Below are 16,924 nucleotides of genomic sequence, written 5' to 3' on the forward strand. Positions count from 1 at the left end.
GATACGATAAGCATACTCGATTCTGAAGGCCGTTCAATCACAATCTAAAAAAATGGGATAGGGTCAAAAATGGTGGCCTTTTTTTTATGGTCGCGTTTTCATACGATGGAGAAGGAAAGGGGCGGGACTTGTGGCTCAACACAAATCAGGAACAATGAAAACGTTTTTTAGACAATGGCAGCTGCAGAGCATGGTCATTCCCGGGATCGTATGGATGTTCATCTTTTGCTACATTCCGATGTTCTGGCTCATTATCGGCTTCATGGACTACAGCATTGCCAAACCGATGCTAGAGTCGCCCTTCGTAGGGCTGAAGCACTTCGAGGAATTTTGGACGGACGACCGGTTCTGGCGCTCCATCCGCAATACGCTCGGCATGAGCAGCATCAAGCTCTTCCTGGGCTTCGGCATTCCGATCGTGTTCGCCCTATTGCTGAACGAAATCCGGAGCATCCGCTTCAAACGAACGGTACAGACGATTTCGTACCTGCCGCATTTCATCGCCTGGACGATCTTCGGCGGCATTATGCTGAGCTGGCTCGGCGAAGGCGGGGTAATCAACCAACTGATGATCGGGCTCGGCCTTCAGGAACGCGAAATTTTGTACAATAGCGATCCAAAGTACTTTTGGTGGATCACGTTTTTCTCGGACACGCTCAAGGAAACCGGCTGGAGCGCCATCATCTACATCGCGACCATCGCCGGCATCGATCCGGCGCTATACGAAGCGGCCGAGCTGGACGGGGCAAACCGCTGGCAGCGAATGTGGCACATTACCGTTCAGAGCATACGACCGACAATCGCGATTTTGTTTATATTGGCCGTCGCGGGCATTCTCGGCAGCAACTTCGATCAGGTGTTCATGCTCAAGAACAACATGAACATGAAGATGGCCGAAAGCTTGGACTTGTACATTTATAACATGGGTCTCGTATCGGGTCGCCACTCCTTCTCAACGGCCGTTCTGTTCGCCCGCTCGATCGTAGCGCTGGCTCTGCTGTTCATGGCCAACTACGCATCCAAAAAACTAAGCGGTGACGGAATCTTCTAAAGGAGGTCGGAATCATGACAAAACGACGAATTGGCCTTTTCGAGGTCGTGAACACGCTGGTGATGCTGGTCGTATGTTTCATGACGATTTATCCGATGTGGTTCGTGCTCGTCAATTCGCTTAACGCGCCGGAGCAGGCGATTCTGGGACTCGTCAACTGGATTCCCGAGGCGATTTCGTTCGACAGCTACAGCGTCGTGTTCAGCAACGAGAACATGATGAACGGCTTTCTGATAACGACCCTGCGCACGGTCATCGGCACCGCGGTCCACGTCTTGTTCACCGCGATCGTGGCCTACGGGCTCAGCAAGACCAACCTGGTCGGGCGCAAAATCTACATGAAAATCGCGCTGATCACGATGTTGTTCTCCGGCGGGTTGATCCCGACGTTCATTTTGATGGTGAAGCTGGGCTTCTACGATAACTTCTGGGTATTCATCATCCCGGCGATGTATTCGTTCTTCAACATGGTCATCTTCATGAGCTTCTTCCGGACCATTCCGGACAGCCTGGAGGAGTCCGCGAAGGTAGACGGCGCGTCGGATTACGGCGTTCTGTTCCGAATCGTTCTGCCGAACAGCATGGCGGTCATCGCCACGATCTCGCTGTTCTCGGCCGTCTATCATTGGAACGATTATTACCAGGGCGTGCTGTACATCCGAACGCAGGAACTGCTGCCACTGCAAACGATGCTGTTCAAAATCATCGCGGAAAATTCCATGTCGTTCATGCAGCAGCAAGCGATGGCGCAATTCGGCGCCAGGCTGCCGGGCAATTCCATCAAGTTCGCTTCCATGATGGTCGCAACGCTTCCGATCTTGATATTCTATCCCTTCATCCAGCGTTACCTGGTCAAAGGGGTCATGATCGGCGCGATCAAAGGTTGAAAGTCGTGCCGTCTCCCAATTGCTAGTTTCGGAGGCGCATGCTTTCCATATAAAATACAAAATAGGGGCAAAGAAAGGATGATCATGGCATGACGCGCAAACGCATGAAACCGATTACGGCAATGGCGCTCGCAGCGGTAATGACGCTGAGCATGGCTGCATGCACGGGCTCGAACAACGGAGGGAGCAATTCGGTCGGGAATGCCGGCAACAGCACGCAGCAGCCGGAGGCTTCGCCGACCGAGACGGCCCTCAATCCGGAAGAGCCCGCATGGAAGCTGGACACCAGCCCGGTCGATCTGACTTGGTTTGTAGGCGCTTCCTGGTATCCTCATACGTGGGGAGAGAGTCTGAACTCCAAATACATGACCGAGAAAACGGGCGTGAACGTCAAGATCGAGGTGCCGTCCGGCGACGCGAACGAGCAGCTCACGCTGATGATGACGTCCGGCCAGCTGCCCGACTTGATTAGCATGGGCTCATGGGAAACCGCTGTCAAAAAGCTGTGGGAAGGCGACCATGTCTACGCGCTCAACGAACTGGCCGATCAATACGATCCTTACTTTTATAAGGTGGCGGGCGACGGCACGCTGAAGTGGTACCGCCAGCCTGACGGCAACACGTACGGCATGCCGAACGATTCGTACAGTCCGAATCTGATGCACGAAACCGGCATGACGGCCGCCAACCAAACGTTCCTGGTGCGGAAGGATCTGTACGAAGAGATGGGCAGCCCGGATCTGTCCACGCCGGAGGGCTTCCTGAACGCGCTGCAGCTTTTGAAGGATCAATTTTCCGAATACAAGGGCCAGCCGATGAGCCCGTTTTTCGCGCAAGGAAACGTGCCTTACGGCATGACGGAATATTTGCAGAACCTGCTCGCCATTCCGTTCGAGAAGGACGGCAAGGTCTATGACCGCGTAACCGATCCGAACTATGTCGCTTGGCTGAAGACGTTCCGCACGGCTTACGAGCGCGGCCTGATCAACGTCGACTTCCTCGTCGACTCCGATACGCAAGTGGAAGAAAAAACGAACAATGCCCGTTATTTCATGATGGTTCGCGAATGGAACGGCATGGCGGCCGTCAATCCGATGCTTGCCGCCAGCGCGAATCCAGACTCCTACTACATCGCGGTCGACGGTCCGCAAAACAGCAGTGGCGATCCTGCCAAGCTGTTCCCGGGCAACATGGACGGCTGGATGGTGACGATGGTCAGCAAATCGGCCAAAAATCCGGAACGCGCCATTCGTTTCCTGACGTACATGGCCAGCGAGGAAGGTCAACGCGACCTGTTCCTGGGCAAAGAAGGCGAAACATGGGAAATGGCGAACGGCAAGCCGCAAGCGAAGCCCGAATTGGCGGAGATGCTGGCAAGCGATATCGAGAAGCTCGAGAAAGAATACGGCATTATGGATACGTACTGGATGATGCGCAACCCGGTCATCGTCAACCAATGGAGACCGGAGAAGGCTCCCGTCATCAAGCAAATGGAAGACTTCGCGAACGCGCAAGCCGACATCGACGGCGGCATCTACAAAGGTCTCGATCCGCTCGGCGATTCCGAAGCGGCGGTCAATTGGTCGCGAATCTCGCAGAACTGGGAAGAAACGCTTCCGGAGCTGATCACGGCGAAGGACGAAACGGCATTCGATAAAATTTTCGAAAGCTTCGTCGCGCGCCGCGACGAATACGGCTTCGCGAAGGTCGTAGAAGCCCGCCAAGCCGAACTCGACGCGCGCAAAGCCAAAATGGCGGAATAATAATACGCTAGTTGCCGGCCGCCGATTCAGGCGGCCGGTATTCCCTGCTTTTACGGAACGATTGCAATCTCGGAACATATGCCTAGTTACCTACCGATACGGTTGTAATATATGGTATATTACGATGGTGGGGAGGGCCTAGTCGTGAACATCGTCATGAATAGAATAAGTAAGATATACAGAAACGCCAAAATATCCCAAAAATTATTTATCGCATTTAGCATCCTTATTGCGATACCCGCCCTTGCCGTTTCTTTTTTATTTATCCGCCTTCAGGAAGATCAGCTCTACAAGGACGCGATGTCGACGGGCAGCAGCCATGTCGCGCGGCTTAACGAGCAGCTGCGTAGCAAAATGAACATTGTTGAAAACGTTTCCTCGACCGCGCTGACGCAAAAACAGTTCGTCGATTATATCCACTCCGACATGCGGGGGGATGGCCTGGGATTGGTGAAATTCAGGCAAAATCAATTCGAGCAGATGCGCCACATTATACAGAGCAACGAGATGATCAGTCAGCTTAGCTTTTATGTCGACAATCCGAACGTGTTTGAGATATGGCCCGAAATCTATCATTACGACAAGTTTTGGCCGCAAGAATATTGGGCGGAGCTTCGCGAAGCGGGCGGATCGGCTTATCGTTTGTTCGCGCTCAAGCAAGGCGATCATACGCTGGCTTATTACCGGCTGGTCCGCCTGCAGGGACAGCAGCTGAAGCATCCTAGCATTATGGAAATCCGCGTGGAGCACAACGTCTTTTTTGACCAGCTGCTAGAGGAAACCGAAGGGCAATTTTTCTCCATCGTAATGGATGGGAGCCTTCCGTCCCGTTATGTCTACAATGCCGAGCATCCATTCGCCCAGGATGCCGGGGAGTCGCTCGGCGGCATTCTCGAAGCGATTCGCGGGAAGCTGGATGTGCTGGAGCAGCAAGATCCGATTACGGTCAAGACGGACGGCCAAACCTTCTATGCGCTGTATCGGTACATCGCGCCGCTAGACGCTTATGTTGTGGATATCGCTTCGTACGAGGCGTTGACGAAGGGGCCGAGAAGCTGGTACGGCTTGGTGGCGGCCATCGCGTTATGCGTGCTGCTGCTCATGCTGGTGCTCGTCTCGCAAACGACGAAACGTATCTTCCGCCGGCTCGAGCGAGTGCTCATTTCGATGCGCAAAGTACGCAGGGGAGAGTTGGATGCGAAAATCGATGTCGGCCTTGACGAGGGAGAAACCGGCGACGAAATCGACGAGATGGCGGTCAGCTACAATAATATGCTCGACGAAATCAAGCAATTGATGACTCAGGTGGTCGATAAACAGTTGATTGCCAAAAATGCGCAGCTGCACTCGCTGCATTCGCAGATCAATTCGCATTTTCTGTATAACGCGCTGGAATCGATCCGCATGCGGGCAGAGGTACAGCGGCAGCCCGCGATCGCCGACGCGCTGGTGGCGCTCGGAGCCCTGATGCGCTACAGCATGAAGTGGAGGAGCGACACCGTCACGCTTGGCGAGGAGCTTGCGAACATCGAAAGCTATATCGGATTCATCAACTTTATGGAAGGCGACGGGATTTGTTTGACGGCGGAGCTGCCGCAAGAGGTGCTGCGGTACGACATACCGAAGATGTGCATGCAGCCGATCGTCGAAAATGCCGTACATCATGCGGCACCTCCCGGAGGAAACGTGCATATTCAAATTACCGTATCCGTGGAACGCGACCAGTTGCTGCTTATTGAGATCCGCGACGACGGTGCGGGCGTCGATCCGGCTCGGCTCGCCGCGTTGCAGGATGCGCTGAGGGGCGACTCGCCCGATGCGCCGGCGCCGATCGAAGGAAGCAATAACGGACTCGGACTCGAGAACGTGCATAAACGTCTGCAGCTTCATTATGGCCCCGGCTGCGGCCTTTGGATCGACAGCGCGCAAGGGGAATTTACGAACGTGTCCATACGGCTGCCTTGGAAAAACGAGAATCTAGGGGGATGGTAGACAATGATCAGCGTGCTTATCGTGGACGATCAAAAAAATATAAGAGACGGCCTGGAGACTATGCTGCAGCAATTTCCGCTGGAGCTCGATTCGATTCATACCGCCGCCAACGGAATGGAGGCGCTGCAGCTGTTGCGTCAGCACGGCATCCAGCTGGTCATTACCGATATCCGGATGCCGGATATGGACGGACTCGAGCTTATGGCTCGGAGCAAAGAAGAGCGTATTCAGGCTGATTTTCTCATCATTAGCGGATACAGCGAATTTGCTTACGCGCAGAAGGCCATGGGGCTCGGGGCCAAGGGGTATCTGCTCAAGCCCGTGAAGCGGGAGGATCTGCAAACCTCCGTCGAGCATGTGCTGCAGGAGATCCGAACCCGGCAGGCGCTTTCGCGCGATATGATGCACGTATCGCAGCGCGCCGAGGAGACGGATCGCAAGGAGCTAAGCATGTTCATGCAGGGAGCCGAAAGCGACGAAGCATGGATTCGCGAGACGGAGGAGCAGCATGCGGAGCTGTGGAGCCATTACCGCCTATGCTTGCTGCGTGAGGAGCTGAGGGTCAATCAGCCGGGCACCGGCAGCGCCCATGGCATGGAATCCATTGCCTACAACGTCTACGGCAGGCGGGGATGCATCTGCCTGCAGCATCGTCCGCATCTGATATTGGCGGTGGACGCATCCGTAGATCCGAAAGCGCTATCTGCCGCCTTGAAAGAAAGTCAACTGGATGCCCTCATGGCCGTAACCGAACCGCATCGAGGCTTGCGTAAGCTGCCGGAGAGTTACGAGCAAGCGATGGAGCTTTACCGTCACGGCTATCTGTTCCCGGACAAACGCTGCATGCTGCCCGTGCATATCGAAGGACTGGAGCAGCAATGGCAGCTTCCACACGAGGAGCTTTATGCGCTGTTTCAGCTGATCGGCACCAAAAACAGCGGCAAAATCGCCGAAGGCATTTCCGCGTTGTTTCAGAAAAAAACGCTGCAGCGCTACCACATTCGTTACACGCAGCAGTTATGCCGCGCCGTCGTGCAGATGCTGGAGGAATACGAGCGCGTCATCCGGCCTTACATGGGCGAAGAAACGCTGGACATCGATTGTTTGCGCAACCTGTTCGATTATCCCGGCATACGCGACTATCTTCAGGCACTGCAGCAGCAGCTTCTCCGGCTGAACCAGTTCTACGACGAATTCAAGTGCAGTTACCGCAACACACAGGACCTTAACGAAGCGATCCGGTTCATCCACGAGAACTATCATAAGCCGCTGGATCTCGCGATGGTATCCAATCACGTGTCGCTCAACTACGCTTATTTCTCGAACCTGTTCAAGAAAAACGTCGGCAAAGGTTTCTCGGAATATCTTCGCGATGTCCGGCTGGATAAAGCGCGCCGGCTGCTCGCCGACACCGATCACAAAATCGTCGACGTAACGGCGATGGTCGGCTACGAAAATTACAAAAGCTTTACGCGCGCGTTCCGGGAAGTGATGGGCATGCTGCCAACCGAATACCGCGAGCGGACGCGCTGGAAGTCCGGCTGAATTCCTTATTCGATGTCGACCTCCGAAAGACAAAATAATGGCCCAAACACAAAAACTTTGTACCTATCCGCCGATAAAGACCTCCATTACAATTAAGTTGTTCTAGGGATAACAGCAGGTTAGGCGATCATGTGTAAGCGGTTACCTTGATGCGCACAGGGTGACTCCGTTCCTGAACGGCTTTATTCATATCATGAAGGAGGCACTTATGAGGCAATTTCAAATGGGTGTAAATGGGTACATGCAAAAGGGACTAAGCATTCTCCTGGCAGCCGTGTTGCTTACCGCGGCCTGCTTGATGCCGGCTTCGGGCGTTCGTGCAGCGGGAACCACGGTAACTTCGATGGCTTATTTTTCGGCAAACGACGGTCCGGTCATCTCCAAATCGGGCGTCGGTCAAGCCAGCTACGGCTTCGTGATGCCGGTGTTCAACGGCGGCTCCGCAGCCTGGAGCGATGTCGTCGACGACGTCGGCGTCAAAGTGAAAGTAAACGGCAGCTGGGTCGATATCGACAGCGCCGGCGGATATGTTTATAACCAAAACTGGGGACATTGGAGCGACGGCGGCTTGAACGGCTACTGGTTCACGCTCTCCCAGACAACGGAAATTCAGCTGCATTCCAAAGCGAACAGCGGGGTTGCGCTGAACTACACGCTCCAATTCCAGAACATCAACACGCAGACCATAACGTCCATGGCGCCTACGCAAGGGCCGCAAATTACGGCAGGCTATACGGGCGGCGCAGGGTTCACTTACCCGACTTTCAACAACAATCCGGCGATTCCTTACGCGGCCGTGGCCGACGACTTGAAGGTGTACGTGAAGACCGTGAATAGCAGCACATGGGTCGACATCGACAACAACGCGGCCAGCGGCTGGATTTACAACAGCAACTTCGGCCAATTCACCGAAGGCGGGGGCGGCTACTGGTTCACGGTCACGGAATCGATCAACGTGAAGCTGGAGTCCGAAACCTCCGGGGCTAACGTGGTGTATACGATCGTCTTCAACAAGCCGGTCCGCAATTCCTACACGCTGACGCCATTTGACGGCACGACGTTTACGGCGGATCAAAGCGGCGTCATCGGCATTCCGCTGCCGAAGATCGACGGCAATCCGGCCATCGGCTTCGAGCTGGGCAACTTCGTTTACGAAATCAACTTAGGAGGCCAATGGGTGCCGATGTCCAGCTCGGGACAAAGCGGCTTCGTTTATTCCGGAAGCGGTTATAACAACATGTCGGACGCCAACCAGTGGGGCTATTGGGCCGACTACATCTACGGCTTGTGGTTCCAGCCGATCCAGGTGGATATGCAAATCCGCATCGGTTATCCGCTTAACGGTCAGGCGGGCGGCAGCATCGGTGGCAATTACGTCACGTATACGTTCATCGGCAACCCGAACGCGCCGCGTCCGGACGTGACGGATCATGAGGATATCGAGATCGGCACGCCGACAGATGCGACCATCGATGGCATGGAGCTGATCTGGCAGGATGAATTCAACGGCACGACTCTCGACACAAGCAAGTGGAATTACGAAACGGGCTACTATATCAGCCAAGACCCGAACAGCTGGGGCTGGGGCAACGCGGAGCTGCAGCACTATACGAACAGCACGCAAAACGTATTCCTGGAGAACGGCAAGCTGAATCTGCGCGCGCTGAACGATCCGAAGTCGTTCCCGCAGGATCCGAACCGTTTCGCGCAATATTCCTCGGGCCGCATCAACACGAAAGACAAGTTCGCATTCCAATACGGCCGGGTGGATTTCAGCGCCAAGCTGCCTACGGGCAACGGCATTTGGCCGGCGATGTGGATGCTTCCGGAAGATTCCGTATACGGCGCTTGGGCCGCATCCGGGGAGATTGACATCATGGAAGCGAAGGGACGCCTGCCCGGCACGACTAGCGGCGCGATCCACTACGGCGGCCAATGGCCGGTGAACAAATATCTCGCAGGTGAATACCACTTCCCTTCAGGACAGACGTTCGCGAACGATTACCACGTCTATTCCTTGATCTGGGAAGAAGATAACTTCAAGTGGTACGTCGACGGCAAGTTTTTCTTCAAAGTGACGCGCGACCAATGGTATTCCGTAGCCGCTCCGAACAATCCGAACGCGCCGTTCGACCAGCCGTTCTACATCATCATGAACCTTGCCGTAGGCGGACACTTCGACGGCGGATTGGCTCCGGATCCATCGGATATCCCGGCTTTGATGCTAGTCGACTACGTTCGCGTCTATCAGCCGGGCGAAGGCGGCAATCCGGATCCGGTGAACGTTCCCGTTACCGGCGTCACTGTGAATCCGAGCACGGCCGAGCTCAAGGTAGGCCAGACGGAGCAATTGAATGCGAACGTCGCGCCTTCGGGCGCGACGAACAAGACGGTTACATGGAGCGTTGCCAATTCGAGCGTGGCGTCCGTCAATGCGAACGGTCTCGTGACAGGCGTCGCGCCGGGCACGACCACCGTGACGGCGACGACCGCCGACGGCAGCTTCACCGACGTCAGCACCATCACGGTATTGCCGACCGTGATCATCATCGGCGACGGGGTGCGCGGCATTAAGAAAAGCGGCAACAACCTGTTGTTCTACGTGAACGGTGCCACCTTCTCGGACCTCCACTATAAGATCAACAACGGCGTGCAGCTCAATGTCGCGATGACGAATGACGGCAACGGTAACTTCACGTATCCCGTCAACAACTTGCAGCCTGGCGACACCGTCGAATATTTCTTCACATACAATCCGGGCCAAGGAGCGCTGGATACGCCTTGGCAGACGTATATTCATGGCGTAACCCAAGGAACGCCGGAGTAATCGGGAAACCGGAATACCCCGGAAAATGCCTAGCTTCATCGAACGGAGGGCCATTATAGACGGTTTTTCGAACATAATGATCCGAATTTCCGAATTTGAATGAATTCTAGTCGATTTTTCGAACAGATTCATCGAATCTAGCCCCAAAGTCCGAATTGTATTCGAATTTTCGACTACAATCGTATCGCCAATAAGTAGCTCGATTGATGAATGAACTTTAAAAATAATCATGTGCCGGTTGGGCGTTGGGTTGTCCCTAAGTCATTTACGACTTTTGGGGCAGCCCTATTTTTTTATTAATGATAGAATTCGGATGTTTTCTAAATTCGGTGGGATATAACTGCCATACGAGGAGGGCTATAATGATTTCTATATTATGAATTGATGAAGCTGGAGGGGACATCATTGAACATTACTAGACATGCTGAAAACCCGATTGTCGTACCGGGCTTGTACGACTGGAGATTGGCGACGGTATTCAACCCCGCCGTCATTAAGGATAACGGCAAATTTTATATGATCGAAAGAACGGCCGGCTCCCTTACGCCTTGCAAAAACTACCTGGGTCTGCTCGAGAGCGCCGACGGCGTCCACTTCACCCACGTCGTGGACGAGCCCGTGGTGACGCCGGACATGCTGGGCTTCCCGTACGGCAGCGTGCAGGATCCGCGCATGGTCAAAATCGAGGATACCTACTATATGACGATCGCGCTCCGTCCGTGCGCGATGAATTATTATCCGACCGGCACCGGCATTCCGGAGCGCTCCATTCCGAAGTATCCGGACGGTTGGGGCGAAGAAGAGGGGCACTGGCTGACAAGATCGATGCTGCTCTCCTCCGCCGACTTGATTCATTGGGAGTATGTATCCACGACGACTCCGCTCGAAATCAACGATCGGAATAACATCTTGTTTCCGGAAAAAATAAACGGCAAATACGCGTTGCTCCGCAGGCCGGAGGAGTATATCGGAGAAGAATACGGCACCGAGCAGGCCGCGATCTGGATTTCGTATTCCGACGATCTGAAGACTTGGGAAGATCCGGTGTTGTTTGCCAAAGCGGAACAAGAATGGGAAATGAAAAAGATCGGCAGCTCGACGCCTCCGATTCGCACGGAGCAGGGGTGGCTTCTATTCTATCATGGGGTCGATGGGCAAACCGTATATCGGCTTGGCGCGATGCTGCTCGATCTGGAGGATCCTACGAAAATTTTGGCGCGTACTTCGAATTTCATTATGGAGCCCGAGATGTATTACGAGAAATTCGGCTATCAAATTCCGAATGTCATTTTCCCGACGGGCTGCGTACTCGATGAAGGTATGCTGCACATTTATTATGGCGTCACGGATACGGCCATCGCGCTTGCGACGGTACCGCTTGACGAGATGCTTGAACACCTGCTCGAGCCTTCGAATCGAAAATAACTGGCATAGCGCAGGATAAAATCGAAGAATTATAGGATATTTCCGATCATTCGGATTTTTTATAATAAATGTATAGATCAATCGGGCGCCCCGTTTACTGATCTTCCTTTATAAAGCGATTACAAATATGGAAAGAGGGTTTAAGATGGTCCATTCGAACTTCAAAAAAAGAACTCTTCTTGTCTCGCTAGCAGGATTAATGGCCGTGTCGACGGCGGCATGCGGCAACTCCGCTGAAAACAACGCAAGCGGCGGCTCTTCGGGCGATACGGTAACGCTTACGATGATGCATCCTTGGACGACGCCTAACATCGACAACGATGTATACAAGGCACGAATCGAAAAGTTCCAGAGCGAGCATCCGGACATCGTGATCAAAACCGACGAAGTTCCGTCCGCTCAATATAAAACGAAGCTTCGCACGCTCGCGGCGGCCAATAATCTGGCGGATATCAACGTCGTGTGGCCGGGAGCGGACCTTGCACCGCTCGTGGACGGAGAATTGCTTCATCCGATCAACGGCCTGATGGATACGTGGAACGATATTTTGCCGGAGAGCGCTCTGCTGCCGTTTAACGTGGACGGTCAGCAATATGCGATTCCGACGAAGCAGACCTTTGTCGATATCGTTTATTACAACAAAGAGATGCTGGCCAATGTAGGCTACGATGCATTCCCGACGACTTATGCGGATTTTATCGATTTGGTCAAAAAGCTGAAAGAAGCGGGCATGACTCCGATCTCGCTCGGCAACAAAGAACAATGGCCGTTGCAGTCCTCGATTCTGTCCATTATCGGAGACCGCTTCACGGGAAGCGATTTCTTGCAGAAGGTGTTGAGCGGCGAAGCGAAGTTCACCGATCCGGAATTCGTAAGCGCCATCTCCGTTATCGATGAGCTCAGCAAGCTGGATGCCTTCAATACGGATGCGAACAACATGGACTCCGTGCAAAGCCAGGACTATCTGATCCAAGGCAAAGCAGCGATGCACATCTCCTCCTCGACGGTTGACGCGCGCGTTCGTATCAATAACGAAGAAGGCGATAAGTTCGGAATCGCATTGTTCCCGAGCGTAGAGGGAGGCAAAGGCGATCCGGCAAAGAGCGCCGGCGTCGTTCAATACGGCATCGCCATCAACAGCAAGCTGGACGAGCGTAAAAAAGCAGCGGCCGAGGAATTCATGAAATATTTCGTCAGCGAAGAATTGTACAAGGACTTGATTAGCAACGGCGTCGTCGTTCCCGCGAAGGTCGACGTACCGGAGGATGCAAGCCCGTACCTTAAGGAAATGCTTGAATTGACCGGCAAAGGAACGGCTCCCGTGTTCGACAGCATCATTCCGACTCAGGTCGTCAGCGTCATCCAGAACGGCTTGCAAGCTTTGACCGTAGGACGCGGAACGCCGCAGGAGGTCGCGCAGGATACGCAAGCGGCCATGGACGAGTACAACAAGAAGTAAAGCTTCGAAGATCATGCTTGCGGCACAGGCAGAGAAAACCCGGGTTCCGGGTTTTCTCTGTATAGGGCCTAGAAGAAAATTAAAATACTTGTTCAAAAAGTTCGGTTATCCTATGCTTCCGATGCTGCGTTTTTTTCAAAAACGCTGTAGAAGATGGAAGGCAACTAGAAACTGAGTATCGGAGCGTAGCGGAGCTACGTGAGCACATCAATGGAAGGTTCGGCAAACTCGGGCCCCGCGAAAGTAATCGGAATTGGCATCGAAGCTTCCCTTCACTTTCGTGGGCATCATGAAATATTCGACGTCGAGTAAGCCTCTGGAAATACTTCGTAATGGGAAGCGGACTTTTTGAACTACATCTAAAAAGGAGAATGGTGGATGCATACGCTTAAACGGAGCAGGCTGGCGATCTTTATCGGATTGTTCCCGGCCCTCCTGATCTATCTAGGGATTGCCATCGTTCCGATCGGAATTTCCTTGTATTATTCGCTCATGGATTGGAACGGAATCGGCGACATGAAATTCGCCGGTCTCGACAATTACGCGAGAATGTTCCAGAGCGATACGTTCTGGTTATCGGTGAAAAACAATATCTTCATCATGGTAACGGGCCTGATCGGCCAACTGCCGCTAGGGCTTCTGATGGCCTTGCTGCTCAACAAAGGGCTTAAAGGCTCGGGCTTCTTCCGTACGGTCGGCTTTATGCCGGTCGTCATCTCTTCGGTTATGGTCTCGCTCATCTGGGGGATGATCTACAACACGGAGTACGGCTTGCTCAACAATTTCCTGGCATTCGTAGGTTTGGAAAGCTGGCAGCAAAATTGGCTCAGCGATCCCAAATGGTCGATTCTGTCGATCAGCATCGCCTACATTTGGCAAAACGTCGGTTTGTACATGGTCATGTTCTTGGCGGCGCTCCAAAATATTCCCGACGAGGTCAACGAAGCGGCGGAGCTGGACGACGCGACCGGCCTGAAGCGAACCTGGTTCGTGACGCTTCCGATGATTCGAGCCACCCTAATGGTGACGATCGTATACAGCATCAGCAATTCGTTCCGGGTGTTCGATCTTATTCAAGTATTGACCGGCGGCGGTCCGGCGCATCAAACCGAGGTCATGACGATCCATATGTATTCCAGCGCTTTCGTCAATCTGGAGTATGGCTACGGCAGCGCGGTGTCGATTATGATTCTTCTGTTCAGTCTGGTCGTCATTACGATTGCCAACCGGCTTGGCAAGGAAAAAGGTTAGGAGGGAGGGGGAAAAGTGAAACAGAGATCTCCGGTATTTAAATTATTCGCATACATCTTTCTGGGTTTGTTCGCCTTGATGAATTTGGTCCCTATCTTCTGGATGATCATTAACTCGTTTAAATCGGAGCAAGAATATGCGGCGGATCCGTTTTCCTTGCCGACCGGGTTCCACATCTCGAACTACGTGAAGGCATGGGATATCGCCAACATGGATACGTATTTTATCAACAGTTTCCTGATTACGTTTATTTCGCTTATCGTAACCGTGTTTCTAGGGGCGCTTGCGGCCTTCTTCTTGTCTCGCTTCGAGTTCAAGCTGCGCGGATTGACGTACGGATTGTTCCTGCTCGGCATGCTGGTTCCGATCCATGCCACATTGATTCCGATCTTTCTCATTATGCAAAAGCTGAGCTTGATCGATACTTATTTCTCGCTCATTCTGCCGTATACGGCATTTCACTTGTCGCTTACCGTCTTCATTCTGGAAGGCTTCATGCGCGGTTTTCCGAAAGACATGGAGGAGTCGGGCATCATGGACGGCGCCGGCATTTTCCGTATTTTTTGGTCGATCATCCTGCCGCTCACGCGTCCGGCCATGGCAACCGTCGTCATCCTGAATTTCATCTATAACTGGAACGAATATCTATTCGCTTTGGTGTTGATTACGACCAACAGCCTCAAGACGCTGCCGCTCGGTCTGGCCAACTTCGTCGGACTCGAAACCGCGAACTATACCCTCCAGATGGCAGCGTTAACGATCGCCTTCATCCCGATCGTCGTCTTCTATCTCCTCCTGCAGAAGCAGCTGGTTACGGGCATGACGGCCGGCGCGGTCAAAGGTTGATTCGCGATTCGACATAGAGGTACAATATGACCCACAAGGATAACCGCTAGCATAGGGCCGGCTGCGAAGGAGGAGCATCATGACAATGGGCGGGAGAAGCTGGGGACGGCTGAGTCTGAGAAAAAAAGCGCTCATCATCTTTCTATTGTTCGTGATCCTGCCCACCGTCGGAGTCGGCGTTATCGTTCAATACAATTATCAACGTGTTTTGCATGAGCAGTATGTAAGCGCCATCCATCGCAATTTGGACAATGTCGCCAGCCAGCTTTCGGAGCAAACGAAGATGGTGACGGATATGGCCGATTATTTGATCTTGAGTCCGGATATGCGCCGCTATCTGAGAACGTATCCGCCGCTCGGAGATCAACAGAAAGCGGATCTGAAAAACGATATCGAGAACTTCCTAACCTTCCAGCTCATGTCCAAAAGCTATATAAGGTCCATCGAGATCGTCGGCAACAATGGCAATTCGATTGGGATGGGGGAACCGTTTACCGGCAACGAAAGCAGATGGGAGAACAAAGCCAGAGCCATGAAAGGCGGACTGTTCTGGACGCAGGGTTATGCCTTGGATAGCGCCTGGTATGGCAAGGTCAACGTCTTCTCCTTGATACGCGTGCTCAACTCGTACGTCGATATTACCCAACCGCTCGGCTTGCTCACGATTCGGATTGATCAAGAGAGCGTCGTGTCCGAGCTGGAGAAGGGCATCCTGAACGATTCTTCCGGCAACGTCTACTTATTGGGGGCGGAGGGAGAGCTTCTGCTGGCTTCGAACGATCAAACGGATCTGGACTTTCAGCCGTACGCCGAACAAATCAATGAGCTTGCCCGGAGCGACCGCAGCTTCAGCACGGTCGACGTGGACGGCGAGCCGCATTTGACATTGTACCATCGGATGCCGTTGACGGACTGGACCATCGTCGCGATGATCCCCGAGTCGCATCTATCGGAGCAATTCCGAAGCGCCGAATGGATGATGACGGCCATATTGGCGGCTATCGTCGCGCTGGCGTTAACGGCATTCTACGGCTTCAATTACATGATCATCCGGCCTATCTTACGATTAAAAAAGGAGACGGTTCGCGTAGCCGGCGGCGACTTCACCGTCAGAGTGCCGGTCGAATCCCAAGACGAAATCGCGGACTTGAATCGGAAGTTCAACGCCATGGTCGGTACGATCGAAGAGCTGATCGAACACAAATACAAGCTGGAGCTGAACGAAAGAGAGTCCGAGCTCAAGCTGCTCCAAAATCAGATCGACCCTCATTTTCTGTACAACACCTTGGATATGATTCGCTGGACGGCAAGATTGGAGAAGGCGGACAAGTCGAGCCGCCTGATCGAGATGTTGTCCAAGTTTTTCCGAGCTCGGGTAGGGAACAATCATCATCATACGACGCTTGCGAAAGAGATGGAGTTTGTACAGGCGTACTTGTATCTTCAACAATATAGACTGGGCGACAAGCTGGCGTACAAGCTTCATCTGGAGCCCGGGCTGGAGGAGACGCCGACGCTCAAGGCGTTGATCCAGCCGTTGGTGGAAAATTACTTCAAGCATGGCGTGGACAAGTCCAAGCCCGTTCATATGATCGAAGTGATCGCATATAGCAGCGAGGACGAAATCCGGGTCGACGTGACGGATAACGGGAAGGGCATGAGTCCGGAACGGCAACTAGAAATGATAGAGGCTTTGCAAGCAACCCGTTCGCTCGATCCCATGCTGGGGAGACGAGGCGCGCTGCACAATATTCACGAGCGGGTCACGATATCTTTTGGGCCAAGCTATGGTTTGCAAATCGTGGAATCATCACCAGAGGGAACCGTGATCCGGCTGCGGCTGCCTCTAACGAATGCGGAAAGCTAAGGCGGTGTACA

The 16,924-nt window shown here is 53.3% G+C and carries 11 protein-coding genes; all 11 read left to right on the plus strand.

What is annotated here, in order from left to right; genetic code table 11:
• Window positions 1-130: 130 nt before the first annotated feature.
• The 11 genes from RB620_RS00090 (at window position 131) to RB620_RS00140 (ending at window position 16,913) form a co-directional block, all read left to right on the plus strand.
• Window positions 131-1,051, plus strand: coding sequence for an ABC transporter permease (locus RB620_RS00090; protein ID WP_308091463.1), 921 nt, complete (start codon window positions 131-133; stop codon window positions 1,049-1,051).
• Between the two features lie 14 nt (window positions 1,052-1,065).
• On the plus strand, window positions 1,066-1,938 hold the full coding sequence (locus RB620_RS00095) for a carbohydrate ABC transporter permease (protein ID WP_308091464.1): 873 nt from the start codon (window positions 1,066-1,068) through the stop codon (window positions 1,936-1,938).
• 89 nt (window positions 1,939-2,027) lie between these two features.
• Window positions 2,028-3,701 carry an extracellular solute-binding protein gene (locus RB620_RS00100; protein ID WP_308091465.1) on the plus strand — a complete coding sequence of 558 codons (1,674 nt, stop codon included), beginning with the start codon at window positions 2,028-2,030 and terminating at the stop codon, window positions 3,699-3,701.
• 144 nt (window positions 3,702-3,845) lie between these two features.
• Window positions 3,846-5,693 (plus strand): sensor histidine kinase, encoded by a 1,848-nt coding sequence (locus RB620_RS00105; RefSeq protein WP_308091466.1) that lies wholly within the window; start codon window positions 3,846-3,848, stop codon window positions 5,691-5,693.
• 3 nt (window positions 5,694-5,696) lie between these two features.
• Entirely contained in the window at window positions 5,697-7,238 is a 1,542-nt protein-coding gene (locus tag RB620_RS00110) for a response regulator transcription factor (protein WP_308091467.1), read from the plus strand.
• Window positions 7,239-7,446: 208 nt separating this feature from the next.
• Window positions 7,447-10,065, plus strand: coding sequence for a family 16 glycosylhydrolase (locus tag RB620_RS00115; RefSeq protein WP_308091468.1), 2,619 nt, complete (start codon window positions 7,447-7,449; stop codon window positions 10,063-10,065).
• Window positions 10,066-10,470: 405 nt separating this feature from the next.
• The gene (locus tag RB620_RS00120) at window positions 10,471-11,490 is read left to right on the plus strand and encodes a glycoside hydrolase family 130 protein (protein WP_308091469.1); all 1,020 of its coding nucleotides are present in this window, start codon (window positions 10,471-10,473) and stop codon (window positions 11,488-11,490) included.
• 145 nt (window positions 11,491-11,635) lie between these two features.
• On the plus strand, window positions 11,636-12,949 hold the full coding sequence (locus RB620_RS00125) for an ABC transporter substrate-binding protein (protein ID WP_308091470.1): 1,314 nt from the start codon (window positions 11,636-11,638) through the stop codon (window positions 12,947-12,949).
• Window positions 12,950-13,327: 378 nt separating this feature from the next.
• Complete coding sequence (locus tag RB620_RS00130) at window positions 13,328-14,200, plus strand: carbohydrate ABC transporter permease (RefSeq protein ID WP_308091471.1); 873 nt, start codon at window positions 13,328-13,330, stop codon at window positions 14,198-14,200.
• A 15-nt stretch (window positions 14,201-14,215) separates the two neighbouring features.
• Window positions 14,216-15,046 carry a carbohydrate ABC transporter permease gene (locus RB620_RS00135; RefSeq protein ID WP_308091472.1) on the plus strand — a complete coding sequence of 277 codons (831 nt, stop codon included), beginning with the start codon at window positions 14,216-14,218 and terminating at the stop codon, window positions 15,044-15,046.
• Window positions 15,047-15,125: 79 nt separating this feature from the next.
• Entirely contained in the window at window positions 15,126-16,913 is a 1,788-nt protein-coding gene (locus tag RB620_RS00140) for a cache domain-containing sensor histidine kinase (protein ID WP_308091473.1), read from the plus strand.
• The last annotated feature ends 11 nt before the right edge of the window (window positions 16,914-16,924 follow it).

Origin of the sequence: Paenibacillus sp. LHD-117 (assembly GCF_030929555.1) — a bacterium.
Classification (GTDB): Bacteria; Bacillota; Bacilli; order Paenibacillales; family Paenibacillaceae; genus Pristimantibacillus.